General features: G+C 68.4%; 12 protein-coding genes and 8 tRNA genes. 18 read left to right on the forward strand and 2 right to left on the reverse strand.

Annotated elements, in window-relative coordinates; genetic code table 11:
- Positions 1 to 181: 181 nt before the first annotated feature.
- The 15 genes from AC07X5_RS03995 (at position 182) to AC07X5_RS04065 (ending at position 9261) form a co-directional block, all read left to right on the forward strand.
- On the forward strand, positions 182 to 775 hold the full coding sequence (locus AC07X5_RS03995) for a LemA family protein (protein ID WP_409963844.1): 594 nt from the start codon (positions 182 to 184) through the stop codon (positions 773 to 775).
- Positions 776 to 841: 66 nt separating this feature from the next.
- Positions 842 to 2281 carry a 16S rRNA (cytosine(967)-C(5))-methyltransferase RsmB gene (gene rsmB, locus AC07X5_RS04000; protein WP_494769120.1) on the forward strand — a complete coding sequence of 480 codons (1440 nt, stop codon included), beginning with the start codon at positions 842 to 844 and terminating at the stop codon, positions 2279 to 2281.
- 40 nt (positions 2282 to 2321) lie between these two features.
- Entirely contained in the window at positions 2322 to 2897 is a 576-nt protein-coding gene (locus tag AC07X5_RS04005; protein ID WP_494769121.1) for a DUF4390 domain-containing protein, read from the forward strand.
- Entirely contained in the window at positions 2894 to 5185 is a 2292-nt protein-coding gene (locus AC07X5_RS04010) for a sensor histidine kinase (protein ID WP_409963838.1), read from the forward strand. Before AC07X5_RS04005 ends, AC07X5_RS04010 begins: the two co-directional genes overlap by 4 nt.
- Positions 5186 to 5225: 40 nt before the next feature.
- Positions 5226 to 5909, forward strand: coding sequence for a response regulator (locus AC07X5_RS04015; protein ID WP_494769122.1), 684 nt, complete (start codon positions 5226 to 5228; stop codon positions 5907 to 5909).
- Between the two features lie 57 nt (positions 5910 to 5966).
- Positions 5967 to 6042, forward strand: a tRNA-Phe gene (locus tag AC07X5_RS04020).
- A 116-nt stretch (positions 6043 to 6158) separates the two neighbouring features.
- Positions 6159 to 6989 carry a hypothetical protein gene (locus AC07X5_RS04025; protein ID WP_494769123.1) on the forward strand — a complete coding sequence of 277 codons (831 nt, stop codon included), beginning with the start codon at positions 6159 to 6161 and terminating at the stop codon, positions 6987 to 6989.
- Positions 6990 to 7672: 683 nt separating this feature from the next.
- Positions 7673 to 7749, forward strand: a tRNA-Leu gene (locus AC07X5_RS04030).
- An 8-nt stretch (positions 7750 to 7757) separates the two neighbouring features.
- Positions 7758 to 7835, forward strand: a tRNA-Pro gene (locus AC07X5_RS04035).
- An 8-nt stretch (positions 7836 to 7843) separates the two neighbouring features.
- A tRNA-OTHER gene (locus AC07X5_RS04040) sits at positions 7844 to 7966 on the forward strand.
- A gap of 9 nt (positions 7967 to 7975) precedes the next feature.
- Positions 7976 to 8052, forward strand: a tRNA-Arg gene (locus tag AC07X5_RS04045).
- A 31-nt stretch (positions 8053 to 8083) separates the two neighbouring features.
- Positions 8084 to 8157: transfer RNA gene (locus tag AC07X5_RS04050), tRNA-Cys, on the forward strand.
- A gap of 23 nt (positions 8158 to 8180) precedes the next feature.
- Positions 8181 to 8254, forward strand: a tRNA-His gene (locus AC07X5_RS04055).
- Between the two features lie 10 nt (positions 8255 to 8264).
- A tRNA-OTHER gene (locus tag AC07X5_RS04060) sits at positions 8265 to 8349 on the forward strand.
- A 336-nt stretch (positions 8350 to 8685) separates the two neighbouring features.
- Positions 8686 to 9261 carry a nitroreductase family protein gene (locus AC07X5_RS04065; RefSeq protein ID WP_494769457.1) on the forward strand — a complete coding sequence of 192 codons (576 nt, stop codon included), beginning with the start codon at positions 8686 to 8688 and terminating at the stop codon, positions 9259 to 9261.
- 33 nt (positions 9262 to 9294) lie between these two features.
- Here the strand turns inward: AC07X5_RS04065 and AC07X5_RS04070 are convergent, their stop codons facing one another.
- Positions 9295 to 10554 (reverse strand): MFS transporter, encoded by a 1260-nt coding sequence (locus AC07X5_RS04070; RefSeq protein WP_494769124.1) that lies wholly within the window; start codon positions 10552 to 10554, stop codon positions 9295 to 9297.
- Positions 10555 to 10684: 130 nt separating this feature from the next.
- On the opposite strand from AC07X5_RS04070, the gene AC07X5_RS04075 reads away from it, so the two are divergent.
- Both AC07X5_RS04075 and AC07X5_RS04080 read left to right on the forward strand, forming a co-directional pair.
- Complete coding sequence (locus AC07X5_RS04075; RefSeq protein WP_494769458.1) at positions 10685 to 11626, forward strand: LysR family transcriptional regulator; 942 nt, start codon at positions 10685 to 10687, stop codon at positions 11624 to 11626.
- Positions 11627 to 11783: 157 nt separating this feature from the next.
- A complete protein-coding gene (locus AC07X5_RS04080; RefSeq protein ID WP_494769125.1) occupies positions 11784 to 13043 on the forward strand; it encodes an Hsp70 family protein in 1260 nt (419 codons plus the stop codon).
- 10 nt (positions 13044 to 13053) lie between these two features.
- Here AC07X5_RS04080 and rsmI read toward each other — a convergent pair whose 3' ends face one another.
- Positions 13054 to 13980 carry a 16S rRNA (cytidine(1402)-2'-O)-methyltransferase gene (rsmI, locus tag AC07X5_RS04085; RefSeq protein ID WP_409956167.1) on the reverse strand — a complete coding sequence of 309 codons (927 nt, stop codon included), beginning with the start codon at positions 13978 to 13980 and terminating at the stop codon, positions 13054 to 13056.
- Here rsmI and AC07X5_RS04090 point away from each other — a divergent pair.
- Positions 13980 to 14399, forward strand: coding sequence for a YraN family protein (locus AC07X5_RS04090; protein WP_409956166.1), 420 nt, complete (start codon positions 13980 to 13982; stop codon positions 14397 to 14399). The genes rsmI and AC07X5_RS04090 overlap by 1 nt on opposite strands.
- Positions 14400 to 14458: the final 59 nt, after the last annotated feature.

Raw genomic sequence — 14458 nt, forward strand, 5'->3', positions numbered from 1 at the left:
GCACAGCGCGGCGCATGGGGACCTGGTTCGGCGCAACCCCGGTCCCTGAAACGCTCTCGCCCTGTCCTTGGACAGGCCGGGGGCGTTTTTATTGGGGCACTGGAATGCTCCGACGGTTTCTTGTTGTTTTCTCTATCTCGGCCAGGGGCTGCTCCAGCAACGCACGCCCAAGGCAATGTGTATGTGGTCATCGCCTCTTCTCTGGATTCTTGTCGCCATCCTGCTGTTCTGGGCCCTGGGGGCCTACAACCGCCTGACACGGTTGCGCTCCTCCGTGGTCCAGGCCTTTGGCGCGGTAGACGCCCACCTCGTGCGCCTGATGGCATTGCTCGGTGAATTCGATGCCGTCCAGGGCCACCGCCACATCTCGGACCCCGCCGTGCCGGGCGGCACTGCGGACCATGTGCCGCAGCCGCAGGGCCCGGTGCTGGACCCTGCCAAGGTGGCGGCCTTGCGCGGCGCCACCACGCAGATGGGCGCATCGCTGGCCGTGGCGCGCTCGCAGCCGCTGCAGCGCGATGCGCTGGCCGCACTCACCGCGGCGCGCAGCGTGCTCGATGTCACTTGGCGCAGCGTGGTGACCGAGGCCGATGGTCCGGGTGCCCGGGAAATGCTGGCGCCCTGGTCCATCCGCTGGGAAGAGCACCACGCGCAGATCGATCTGGCCGTGCAGGTGATCAACCACGCCGCCGAGCAGCACGATGCCGCCATCCACCAGTTTCCGGCCCGCCTGCTCGCCTGGGTGTTTGGCTTCAAGGCGGCCAAGGGGCTGTGAGCCCCGCGCCCCGGCCCCCGTTACTTTTCGATCCTGCGCCTGTGCGCGGGCACCCCAAGCTTTCCCATGAAACCAGCCCGACCCCAACCCGCCTCGACCACAGGGCACCGCCCCGCCCCTGATCGCAGTACCGTGCCGGCGGACAACACCGGCCGGACGGGCGACAAGGCACCGCAGGTGGCGCTGTGGCAGCAGCTGATCGCGGTGGCTGGCGTGCTCCAGGCGATCCGCGGCGGTGCCTCGGGCACGGCGGCGCTGGATGCGGTGGGCGCTGCGCTGCGCCCGGGTGTGCAGGCCTTGTTGTTCCAGGTGCTGCGCAATCTGGGGCGTGCCGAAGCCCTGCGGCGCCAACTGGCCCGGCGGCCACCGCCGCCCGATGCGGATGGCCTGCTGTGCACTGCGCTGGCCTTGTGCTGGCGCGCTGAAGATGCGCCCTACGAGCCCTTCACCCTCGTCAACCAGGCGGTGGAGGCAGCCAAGCGGCACCCGGCCACGCGCGCCCAGGCCTCGTTCATCAATGCCTGCCTGCGGCGCTTCCTGCGTGAAAACGATGCGCTGGTGGCGGCCACCGACGCCGATCCCGTAGCCCGCTGGAACCATCCATTGTGGTGGATCAAGCGCCTGCAGAAGGACCACCCCCAGCACTGGGAGCAGATACTGCACGCCAACAACACCCACGCCCCGATGGCGCTGCGCGTGAACCGGCTGCAGGGCAGCCAGGCCCGGTACCTGCAGGAACTGGCCGACATGGGGGCCGCTGCCGACCCGGCCGGCGCCGACGGCCTGGTGCTGCACCGGCCGCTGCCGGTGCAGGCGCTGCCGGGTTTTGCAGAGGGCCGGGTGTCGGTGCAGGACATGGCGGCGCAGCAGGCGGCCCCGCTGCTGCTGGACGGCATGGACCGCACGCGCAGACTGCGTGTGCTGGACGCCTGCGCCGCCCCCGGTGGCAAGACCGCCCACCTGCTGGAGATGGCCGGGGAGGGCGCTCCCCTGCAGGTCACGGCCCTGGAGATCGATGCCACGCGCGCCGAGCGCATCCACCAGACCCTCTCCCGCCTGCGCCTGGCCGCCCAGGTGCTGGTGGCGGACGCGGCCCAGCCCGAGACCTGGCTGCCAGCGGCCAGTAGCGGCGCTTTATTCGATGCCATTTTGCTCGATGCACCGTGCACCGCCTCGGGCATCGTGCGCCGCCACCCGGACGTGCGCTGGCTGCGCCGCGAGACCGACATCGCCCAGCTGGCAGCGCTGCAAAAGCAATTGCTGGCGACCCTGTGGCCGTTGCTCGCACCCGGCGGGCGGCTGCTGTACTGCACCTGTTCCGTCTTCCGTGCGGAGGGGGATGCGCAGGTGCAAACGTTTCTTGCACACAACACCGATGCACATTTGCTCCCCTCGCCCGGGCATTTAATCCCCCGCGCAGCGGACAAGGACGGGGCTGTCCCGGACAATCGATTCGGTGATCACGACGGATTTTTTTACGCACTGTTGCAAAAATCGGCCGACTGAGCGCCTCGCAGCTCGTTGGGTGTGGATTGGTGCGCTTTTGATGCTGATCACCTTGCTGATAGGGCCACTGCCCGTCCGGGCGGAAGCCAACCGCGGTGAAGTGGCCGAGTTGCGCCTGCAGCGCCTGGACGATGGGATCTACCTGAGCACCAGCCTGGAGTTCGACCTGCCCGAGCTTGCCGAAGATGCCTTGCGCAAGGGCATCCCCATGTACTTCGTGATGGAAGCGCAGGTCATGCGCGACCGCTGGTACTGGTCCGACCGCCTGGTGGCCGAGGCCACGCGCTACCTGCGGCTGAGCTACCAGCCCCTGACCCGGCGCTGGCGCCTGAGCACTTCGGCCTCCCCCATCACCAACACCGGCCTGGGGGTGGCGCTGGGCCAGAATTTCGACGATCTGGAAGATGCGCTCTCGGCAATGCAGCGCATTTCGCGCTGGAAGATTGCAGAAGCATCTGCGATCGATGCCGATGCCGGCCATACGATACAGTTTCGCTTCAGGCTGGACATGTCGCAGCTGCCCCGGCCGTTCCAGATAGGCGCCGTGGGCCGCTCCGGCTGGAATCTGCTCGTCTCGCGCTCAGGGCGCATTGCCTTGCCGGAAGGCGCCAAGTGAGCCCCGGGCCCACGCCGCCCGCGTCGGCCTCGTCCCAACTGGCGGCCCGCCAGTCCCGCGCCGTGCGCTGGGCGGTGGGGGTGGGGGCGGCCATCATGTCCGCCATCGGGCTGGTGCTGCTGTTTCTGCTGACGCTGGCCACCAACAACCGGGCGCTCTACGAGCGCAACTATGCCTGGCTGTTCGGCGTGAACGTGCTCGTGGCCTTGCTGCTGCTCGCCGTGCTGGGCTGGGTGGCGGTGCGCCTGTGGCTGCGCCTGCGGCGGGGCCGCTTCGGCAGCCGCCTGCTGGTCAAGCTGGCGGCCATCTTTGCGCTGGTCGGACTGGTGCCAGGCCTGCTGATCTATGTGGTGTCCTACCAGTTCGTGACCCGCTCCATCGAGAGCTGGTTCGACGTGAAGGTGGAAGGCGCGCTGTCCGCCGGGGTGAACCTCGCGCGCGTCTCGCTCGACGCCCTGGCGACCGATATGGCGTCCAAGACGCGCTCGGCCAGCGCCCAGGTGGCACAGATCCCCGACGCCTCTGCCGGCGTGGTGCTCGAGCGCATCCGCGACCAGCTCGGCGCCACCGACGTCATCCTTTGGAACAGCGCCGGGCAGGCCGTGGCCAGCGCCGGCCAGTCCCGCTTCAGCCTGAATCCCGAGCGCCCCGGCGTGCCCTTGCTGCGCACCGTGCGCCAGCAACGGGCGCTGACCCAGATCGAGGGGCTGGACGACATTGCCGACCCGGCCGCCGTGCAGAACGCGCGCGTGAAGATCATCGCCCTGGTGAGCAGCCCCACGGTGGGCCTGCTGGCCGAGCCGCGCTACCTGCAGGCCACGCTGATGCTGCCGCCCGCCCTGGTGGAGAACGCCATCGCCGTGCAGGAGGCCAACCGCGAGTACCAGGAGCGCGCCCTGGCGCGTGGCGGCCTGCGGCGCATGTACGTGGGCACGCTCACGCTGAGCCTGTTCCTGGCCGTTTTTGGCGCCGTGCTGCTGGCCGTGCTGCTGGGCAACCAGCTGGTGCGGCCGCTGCTGGTGCTGGCCGAAGGGGTTCGCGAGGTGGCCGCCGGCAACCTGAGCCCCAAGGCCGCCCTGCAGGGCAAGGACGAGCTCGGTGGCCTGACCCGCTCGTTCGCGCTCATGACCCAGCAGCTGGCCGACGCCCGGGGCGCCGTCGAGCAGAGCATGAGCGAGGTGGATGCGGCGCGCGCCAACCTGCAGACGATTCTGGACAACCTCACCGCCGGGGTGATGGTGCTCGACGGTGCGGGCACCATCCGCTCGTCCAACCCGGGCGCCACGCGCATCCTGCGCGCCCCCATGGCCGCCTACGAGGGGCAGGCGCTGGCCGAGGTGCCGGGTCTGGCGGATTTTGCCGCAGCCGTGCAAAAGCAGTTTGCCGCCTTCCTGGGCGAGCGCGACCACCACGGGCTGGACCACTGGCAGCACCCGTTCGAACTGCATGCCTCGCTCGCCGGGGCAGGGCAGCACGCCACCAGCATCATCGCGCGGGGTGCGGAACTGCCGGATTCGACCCGACTGTTGGTTTTTGACGACATTTCTGAAATCGTTTCGGCCCAGCGTGCGCAGGCCTGGGGCGAGGTTGCAAGGCGCCTTGCGCACGAAATCAAGAACCCCCTCACACCCATTCAGCTGTCGGCCGAGCGGCTCGAAATGAAGCTCACCGGCAAGGTCGCAGCCACCGAGCAGGCCGTGCTGGCCAAGTCGGTCAAGACCATCGTCGAGCAGGTCGATGCGATGAAGCGCCTGGTCAACGAGTTCCGCGATTACGCACGCCTTCCAGCCGCCGAACTGCACGCGCTGGACATCAATGCACTGGTGACCGATGTGCTCCATCTGTATGGCGAGGAAAACGCCACCGTCCCCGTGAAAGCTGAGCTGGACGCGCGTTGCCCGGTGATCGCGGGCGATGCGCAGCAGTTGCGCCAGGTCGTGCACAACCTGCTGCAGAACGCGCAGGACGCGACCGAACAGGCGCGCGCAGCGGGTGCAGAAAACCTGCCGCCCGTGCGCATCACGACGCGCTGGAGCGAGTCCTCCGGCCGCGTGCGGCTCACCGTGTCGGACAGCGGAAGCGGCTTTCCCGCGCACATCCTGCAGCGCGCGTTCGAACCCTATGTCACGACCAAGCCGCGTGGCACCGGCCTGGGTCTGGCGGTGGTCAAAAAGATCGCAGACGAGCACGGAGCCCGCATCGACCTGTCCAACCGGGTCGAAGATGGCGTGGTGCGGGGCGCCCAAGTGTCGTTATCATTCGCCACTGAACCAGCGGTGGCGGCATAACAACACGCCCCGCAGTACCTCCCAAGGCGCTTTCACACACATGGCAAACATTCTGGTGGTCGACGATGAGCTCGGCATTCGCGACCTGCTGTCCGAAATCCTGAACGACGAAGGCCACAGCGTGGACCTCGCAGAAAACGCGACGCAGGCCCGTGCGGCGCGTGCCGGCAGCAGCTATGACCTGGTGCTGCTGGACATCTGGATGCCTGACACCGATGGTGTGTCGCTGCTCAAGGAATGGGCCACCGGCGGTGTGCTGACCATGCCCGTGATCATGATGAGTGGCCACGCCACCATCGACACGGCGGTCGAGGCCACCCGCATCGGCGCCTTCTCCTTCCTCGAAAAGCCCATCACCCTGCAGAAGCTGCTCAAGGCGGTGGAGCAGGGCCTGGCGCGCAACGCCGCCCACCATGCAGCCCCGGCGGCGGCCGTGCAGCAGGCCCCGGCCGCCGCACCGGCCGATGCACCTTTCACCCAGGTGCCTGTGATCACGGCCCTGTCCGGCGTGGAAGCCGGCCCGCATTCGCACCAGGGCTTCGATCTGGACCGCCCGCTGCGCGAAGCCCGCGACGGCTTCGAGAAAGCGTACTTCGAATTCCACCTCGCGCGTGAAGGCGGCTCCATGACCCGCGTGGCCGAAAAGACCGGCCTGGAACGCACGCACCTGTACCGCAAGCTGCGCCAGCTCGGCGTCGACCTGGGCCGCGGCAAGCGTGCCTGAAAAAAATTGATCCGTAATCTTTTTGAGGCCAATTTTCTGGCTATAATTTGAGGCTCAGGCCCGGTAGCTCAGTCGGTAGAGCAGAGGATTGAAAATCCTTGTGTCGGTGGTTCGATTCCGCCCCAGGCCACCAAACAAGCTAACGCCCCAGCACTTTCAACGGTGCTGGGGTGTTTTGCATTGCGGGCGCATCGCTGGACGGCCATGATTCATTGGACGGGGTGGTGGCCCGTTCCTAAGATGGCTGCCATGCACATGCCACCATCTCCCGACGCCCCCCTCCTTTCGCAACCACCGGCTGGCGCACTGGCGCAGGCCCTGGGCCTGCCGTTGTTCGAATCCCCCTGGTACATGCCTGCGTACCCCGAGTACGCCGTGGGGCAATGGCAGATGCGGCGCGGCGGCGTGGGGCTGGACCGCGGCTACCACAGCGGTCCCTGCGTCGCGGCGGACTCGGCCGTGCTGCTGCGCAAGGGGGCCGGCGACCGCTGGGAAACCTGGATGTCGCTCTCGCCCTTTGAAATCGAAAGCCAGGAGCTGGCGTGCCGCCATGCGCAGGGGCACACGGTCGTGATGGGCCTGGGCATGGGCTGGACCACGGCCAACATCGCGCTTCAGCCCACGGTGGACAAGGTCACGGTGGTGGAGCGCGACGCCGAGGTACTGGAACTGTTCGAGCAGTGCCGCGTGCTGGACGGCCTGCCCGCATCGGCTGCGCAAAAGGTGGAACTGGTGCAGGCCGATGCCCTGGAATGGCGGCCTGCGCCCGGCACGCCGCCCGTCGACCTCCTGTATGCCGACATCTGGCTGGGCATCGCAGAACCACGCACGCTGCCCGACGTGCAATGCATGCAGTCCCACGTTCAGGCGCGCGAGGTGTACTTTTGGGGGCAGGAACTGGTGCTGGGGGCCCAGGCGCGCAAGCTGGTGCAGGCGGGCGAGGGCCTGTCCTGGCCGCAGGCCCTGGAGGCGGCGGCCCGTGCGACAGGCCTGCCGCTGCTCCAGCAGCCCGCCGGCAGCCATGCGGACTTTGTGGCCCGGGTGCTGCAGCTGCGCGAAGGCACGGTGACGACGCGCTGAAAACGGCTATTGCCCAAGAATTTTTCTTCACCAGGGTGTTGACTGTTTGGTAAAGACTCTTTACAGTTACCTCCATCGCGGTTTCGACCGCACTCCATTTCGACCGATTGCCCTCCCTTCCTTCAGGATTCGCCATGAACGCCACCGCCACCCTCACCAGCCGCCAACCCGCACCGGGCCGCGTGCTCGTGCGCGCCGCTGTGGCCGCACCGTGTGCCGTCCTGCGCCTGCTGCCGTGTCTGGCAACTGGTTTGTGCGCACATGACCACGATGAGGATCGTTGGCCACCGGGTGGAGGGAACGCGTAGGCGCATTCCCTTCCAAGCTCTCTTCGCAGAGGCCCGGGCACCGCAAGGTTCCGGGCCTTTTTGTTTTGCTTTGTATTTGGTTTTCAGTGCCTGAGGTGATCGTGCCGCAGGCCGTCAATGCTCTTTCACAACTTGCTGCGGAGCTGGGCTGGGCGTGGCACCGGCGCAGTGACCCCGCCTGTGGTTCAGACAACAACCATTTCGGGTGTGCCTTCGCCCCACCGCCAGAAGACAGCAGCGTGGACGGCCTGGCGGGATGTGCAGGGGATGGCGATCCCCCTTGTGCAGCGATGTCGACGGGGCGCGCGCAGGCCGCGCGTGGCCCATCGCGCGAGGGCACAACCGAAATGGAGAGCGCTTTTTTTTCATCTTCACGCCCCGGTGAAGGAACTGGCATACGTGTCCGCCTTAGAAGCGGAATTCTGGGAGTTCGACTCTCCCCTGGGGCACCAATTATTTGCTGGGTGTACTGTCAATCTGGTGGACAGCCTGCCTTGGACGCAGGAGGCTGCAGGTTCAAATCCTGCCACCCAGACCAGCATTTTTGTTCCGCTAACTCAGTGGCCAGAGTGCCTCCCTGTCAGGGCCGTTCACCCTGATTTCGCGACCCCGAAATCAGGGTGAACAGGCCCCAGGAAGTCAGGGGTTCGATCCCCCTGCGGAACGCCATCCATTCTTCCCGCGTTAGCTCAATGGATCAGAGCACTTGCCTACGAAGCAAGGGGTTGCACGTTCGAGTCGTGCACGTGGGGCCAGTTTACGGTGCCTGTTCCGCAGGCACCCCAGGGTGCGGTAGCAAAGCGACCATGCAGCGGATTGCAAATCCGCAGACACCGGTTTGAATCCGGTCCGCACCTCCATCATCTGTTGTTCCTCTCTCATGGTGCGCGTAGCTCAATGGCAGAGCTTCGGGTTGTGATCCCGCCGACGACGGTTCGATTCCGTTCGTGCACCCCATTCAAAGACCCTCTCCATGGCGCAATTGGCAGACGCACCGGTCTCAAACCCTGGGGCCTTCGGGCATGTCCGTTCGAGTCGGACTGGAGAGACCACTGTGGTCGCGGCAAAGACACCCTGCCGCGAGTCCGGTGAAAAAGCGGTGCCTGGGCAGCGGGCTGGGCGCTGCTCTACGATGGCCACTGTTCACCCTGCGACACTCCGGTGAACGATGGCGCCCCTGCCGTGGCCACATCCCCCGGCGCCAGCCAGCCCCCTGGATCCAGGGTCTCCGGCACCGCCCGGGCCCATGGCCTCCAGGCTGCCCGCCACCGATCTTCGCTGCCATCGCTCAAGCGCCCCGCTGGCGCCGGAGTGTCCTCTTCGCCTTGTTTGCAAAGGACACCATGTCAGTCTCTGAGCCCTCCCGTCCGGTCTTGCCCCATCCCCCGATGTCGCCCGAGCAGCGCCACGCCATGGACCTGCTGCTCAGCCGGCATTCGCCTTGGCCGCTGGTCGAGCCTGCGCCGGATGCGGCGGCGCTGGACCTGGTCTTCGCCGCTGCCATGCGTGCCCCCGACCATGGGCAACTGCGGCCCTGGCGCTTCATCGTCGTGCGTGGGGATGCGCGCCTTGCGCTGGGCCAGGTGTTTGCGCGGGCGGCGCGGGCACGCGATCCCTACGATGATGGAGAGCGCTTTCGTTCCAAGGCCATGGCGGCGCCCCTGCTCGTCGCGCTGGTGGCGCATGTGAAGGCGCCGCACAAGGTGCCTGAGAGCGAGCAGGTGCTGGCTGCCGGCGCGGCCGTGATGAACATGCTCAACGCCTTGCACATCCTCGGCTTCGGCGGCTTCTGGGCCACCGGGGTCAATGCCTACGACGACAGCGTGAAGTCTGCGCTGGGCCTGGGCGCCAGCGACCGCATGCTCGGCTTTCTGTACATGGGGACGCCCAAGGACCGCTTGCAGCCGCCTGCCCGGCAGGACGCTGCGGGCTTTGTACGCGAGTGGGTGCCGCCAGGAGCCTGATCCCGGGACGGTTGCGCCTGGGCGCTGGCATCGTCAGGCGGCGGCGCCTGCGGGCCCGCGGGCGCCTGCCATGCGCACGGCCAGGGCCGCCAGGCTGGCCGCCACTGCCAGCGCCGTGACGCCCATCCACCCCCACCGGGCCAGCAGCAGGCTGCCCAGGGCGGCGCCGGCCGCCATGCCGATGAACATGCTCGTCATCAGCACGGCATTGAGCCGGCTGCGGGCCCCCGGGTCGATGCCGTAGACGATGGTCTGGTGCGCGATCAGCGAGGCCTGGACGCCCAGGTCGAAGCCGATGGCGCAGACCACCAGCAGGCATAGCTGGGCTGAAGGGCTGAGCCAGGGGCTCCCTGCCATGGCGGCAAAGGACACGGCGGCCAGGCCAGCGCCCAGGCGCGTGACCCGCTCGGGGCCCCTGCGGTCTGCCAGCCGCCCTGCGAGGGGCGCGGCCAGGGCGCCTGCGGCCCCGGCCAGTCCGAATGCGCCGGCTGCCGTGCTGCCCAGGTGGAAGGGTGCGCCATGCAGCATGACGGCCAGCGTGGACCAGAACGCGCTGAAGCCTACCGAGAGCAGGCCCTGCGCCAGCGCGGCGCGGCGCAGCGGCGCATGGCGCTGCCAGAGCGTGCCCAGCGAAGCCAGCAGCTGGCCGTAGGGCAGGGCGGTGGTAGGGGCAAAGCGCGGCAGTCCGCGCCAGGCGGCGATGCCGATGGCGCCCACGCTGGCCGCCGCGGCCACGAACATGGTGCGCCAGCTGAAATGCTCGGCCACGAAGCCGCTGACCACGCGCGACAGCAGAATGCCCAGCAGCAGGCCGGTCATCACCGTGCCCACCACCTTGCCGCGGTGTGCGGCCGGGGCCAGTGTGGCGGCGGCCGGCACGATGTCCTGCGCCAGGGTGGCGCTGATGCCGATGGCCAGGCTGGCCGACAGCAGCACGCCGATGCCGGGCGCAGCCGCGGCGAGCAGCAGCGCGCCCACCAGTGCGGCGGCCTTGGCCACGATGATGCTGCGCCGGTCCCACCGGTCCCCCAGCGGCGCGAGCAGCAAAATGCCCAGCGCATAGCCCAGTTGCGTGAGCGTGGGCACCCAGCCCACGGCCTGGCCGGAGGCGCCGATGTTCGCCCCCAGCACGCCCAGCATGGGCTGGCTGTAGTACAGCGAGGCCACGCCCAGACCGGCACCGGCGGCGAGCAGCAGCACCAGGCCCGAGGGAAGTTGCGCCGTGTCCGCTGCCCCATGTGGACTGGCGAGCGCGATGCCGGCGGTGGCATCCGATTTTTGCATGCAAGACATGGTGTTAACCCTTGGTGAAACCCTGGGTTCGGAGTGTGATCCCGTGTGCACGTTCTTGGTAGTAGGATGTTCTGCACATTGGATATACATTGAATGCATGACAAAACCGCTTGAGGTTCGCTCTGCCGGCATGCTGCCGCCAGCGGGCACCAGCAACGCATTGGGCAATCGACTGCAGCTGATGGAGACTTTTGTGCGCATCGTCGAGGCCGGCAGCCTGTCGGCCGCCGCGGCGCAGATGCACGCCACCCAGCCTACGGTGAGCCGCCGCCTGCAGGCGCTGGAACAGTCGCTGGGCGTGCGCCTGCTGCAACGCTCCACCCACACCATGCGCCTCACGGTGGATGGCGAGCGCTGCTACCGGCGGGCCAAGGAGCTGCTGGCGAGCTGGGCGTCCTTCGAGGCCGATCTGCGCGGCGCGCAGGAGGAGCCCGAGGGCACGCTGCGCGTGGCCATGCCGCATGCCTTCGGGCAGGAGATGTTCGTGGGGCCGCTGGCGCAGTTCCTGCGCTCGCATCCGCGCGTGTCGGTGGAATGGCTGCTGCAGGACGACGTGCGCGACTTCATCGGTGCGGGCATCGACTGCGCCATCCAGGTCGGGGAGCCGGCCGACCCGGCGGTGGTGGCCATCCGCCTTGCCGAGGTGCCGCGCATCGTGGTGGGATCAGCCTCCCTGCCGGGGGCGGGCACGGCCGAGAACCCCGAGGATCTGGCGGCGCTGCCCTGGCTGGCCCTGCAAACCTACTACCGCAATGAGCTGGTGCTCACCCACCGGCTGACGGGTGAAGCACGCCGCATCGCCCTGCGCCCGCGCATGGCCACCGACAGCCTGTATGCCCTGCGCAGCGCGGCCCGGCTCGGGCTGGGCGCCTGCGCCGGCTCGGCCTGGCTGCTCTCGCAGGATGTGGCCCAAGGGCACCTCGTGCACCTAGCACCCCAATGGCAGCCCGGGCCGCTGCCGGTGTACCTGATCTATCCGCACGCGAGCTTCTACCCTGTGCGCCTGCTGCGCTTTGTCGCCACCATGCGCGAGGCCGTGCCGGCCATGGTGGCCTCGGTGCCTCTGGCCTGAAACCAGTGGCCTCTTCTGGGGCCCAGGCTCCCGGTCCGTGGCACAATCCCGCTCCCCTTGCGCGGGCGCAGCCTCTTCTGTGCGGACTGCATGGCCCCCTCGCGCCGCCTGCCGGCGCCCGTTGATTCCTTCCTTCTCTCGCTCCCTGATTCTCCCTATGCCCCTCCTGCAGGACACCACGCTCGGCATCGACTTCGGCACTTCCAACTCGGCCATGGGCGTGCGCGAGGGGCGCGGGCCCGCGCGCATGATTGCCCTGGAGGGCACGGGGGTGACCTTGCCCACGGCGTTGTTCTTCAACGCCGAGGACCACCGCACCCATTTCGGCCGTGATGCCGTGGGCCAGTACCTGGCGGGCACCGAGGGGCGCCTGATGCGCTCGCTCAAGAGCCTGCTGGGCAGTGCATTGCTGGAGGAAAAGACGGCCGTGCACGGCCAGCTCGTCAGCTACCAGGACATCATCGGCCTGTTCCTGCGCATGCTGGCCAGCAAGGCCACGGCCGACCTTGGCGGCATGCCCGGCCGGGTGGTGATGGGGCGGCCCGTGCATTTCGTTGACGGCGACCCGGAGCGTGACCAACGGGCCGAAGACTCGCTGCGCAAGGCGGCACTGGACGCAGGCTTCGAGAACGTGTCCTTCCAGTTCGAGCCCATGGCCGCCGCGCTCGACTACGAGCAGCGCATCATCCACGAGTCGCTGGTGCTGGTGGTGGACATCGGCGGCGGCACCTCGGATTTCACCGTGGTGCGCCTGGGGCCCGAGCGGCTGGCCCGCGGTGGCGACCGTGCGGCCGACGTGCTGGCCACGACCGGCGTGCACGTGGGCGGCACCGACTTCGACCGGCGCCTGAGCCTGGAGCTGCTGATGCCCATGCTGGGCTTTCGGCACATCGGGCCGAGCGGGCGCGAGGTGCCCAACCGCGTGTTCTTCGACCTCTCGACCTGGCACCTGATCCAGTGGCTGTACGCGCCCAAGGCGTTGCGCGACGCGCAGAATCTGCGCACCGACTATGCCGACCAGCGTCTGCACGCGCGGCTGATGACGGTGCTCAATGAGAGGTTGGGCCACCGCATGGCCAACACCGTGGAACAGGCCAAGATCGCAGCTTCGCTGTCGGATGCGCAGGCTCCCATGGATCTGGGCTGGATCGAGCCCGCATTGGTCTCGGCCGTCACGCCCGAAGGGCTCTCGCAGCACCTGGCCTCGCCGCTCGAGCAGGTGGTGGCTTGCGCACAGGAGTGCGTGCAACTCGCCGGCCTGGCGCCGCGCGGGCCGGACGCCATCTACCTCACGGGTGGCTCATCGGCATTGCGGCCACTGCGGGAGGCCTTGCGCCGGGCCTTCCCCGGCACCCCCCAGGTCGAAGGTGACCTGTTTGGCGGCGTGGCGGCGGGGCTGGCAGTTTCCGGGCGCTGAAAATCCGGCTTCAGTCGCCCTGTGGCTCTCCCTTCTTCCAGCCCAGGGCGGTGTCGTAGAGCACGTTGCGCGATGCGCCGGTGATCTCGGCCGACAGGCGCACGGCGGTCTTCAGGGGCAGCTCGGCCAGCAGCAGGCGCAGCACGCGCAGGCTCTCGCCATCGTCACTGGCCACCGGCACGGGATGCAGCAGCACCACGAACTCACCGCGCGAGCGCTGGGGTGCGCCTTCGAGCCATGTGGTGAGGGCTTGCGCAGGCTGGGTCACCACCTCTTCGAACTGCTTGGTCAGCTCGCGCGCCAAGGTCACCGGGCGCTCGCCCAGCACCGCCAGGGCCTGCGCAAGCTCGCCGATGCGGTGGGGGGCCTCCAGCAGCACCACGCAGCGCGGCTCGCCGGCCAGCTGGCCGATGGCGCTGGCACGCTCGGCATTTTTCACGGGCAGGAAGCCGGCGAACAGGAAACCGCCATGCTCGGCGCTGTGCGCCACGGCACCGGCTGCGCTCAGTGCGGTGGTGATGCTGCTGGCGCCGGGCAAGGGCAGGGCGCGCAAGCCGGCGCCCTGCACGGCCGCCACCAGGCGGGCGCCCGGGTCGCTCACTCCGGGGGTGCCGGCATCGCTCACGTAGGCCACGCGCTGGCCGTCGCGCAGCCGCTGCACCACGTTCTGCGCGGCCTCGGCCTCGTTGTGCTGGTGCACGGCCAGCAGCTGCGACGCATTCTTGTCGATGCCATAGGCGCGCAGCAGGGACTGGGTGTGGCGCGTGTCCTCGCAGGCGACCGTGTCGGCCAGTTGCAGCACATGCAGGGCGCGCAGGGTGATGTCGGCCAGGTTGCCGATGGGCGTGGCCACCACGTACAGGGCTCCCTGCGGATAATGCTGCGCAGCCGCCGCATCGCGTGCGGCGTCGAGGGCGGAAGCGAAAGAGGCGCTCAATGAAATTCCTTGGACTTGGAAGACGGCAGGCCGCTGCTGGCACGGCACCCGATGGCACCGGCGGCACCACGCGCGAGCAGGGCGCCGTGGCGGAAGACCGCGCGCTGGCGCACCTGCAGGCCGCCGGATTGCGCCTGCTCACGCGCAATTATCGGACGCCTGGGCGCGGCGGGGGTGAGATCGACCTGGTGATGCGCGAGCGCGATGGCACCACCGTCTTCGTGGAAGTGCGCAGCCGCGCCAGCCAGGCCTTCGGCGGGGCCGGGGCGAGCATCGGTGCCGCCAAGCAACAGCGCATCGTGCTGGCGGCGCGGCACTACCTGATGCGCCTGGCGTCTCCGCCGCCCTGCCGCTTCGACGTGGTGCTGGTGGAAGACACACAGGTGCAATGGCTTCAGGCAGCGTTTGACGCGCAGTAGGCCCGCCAGGGATGTTGCCAGGCGCAATGCCCTGCGCAGCCTAAACCCTTTGCTACAAA

Source organism: Acidovorax sp. GW458-11-26-14-TSB4 (assembly GCF_059423865.1).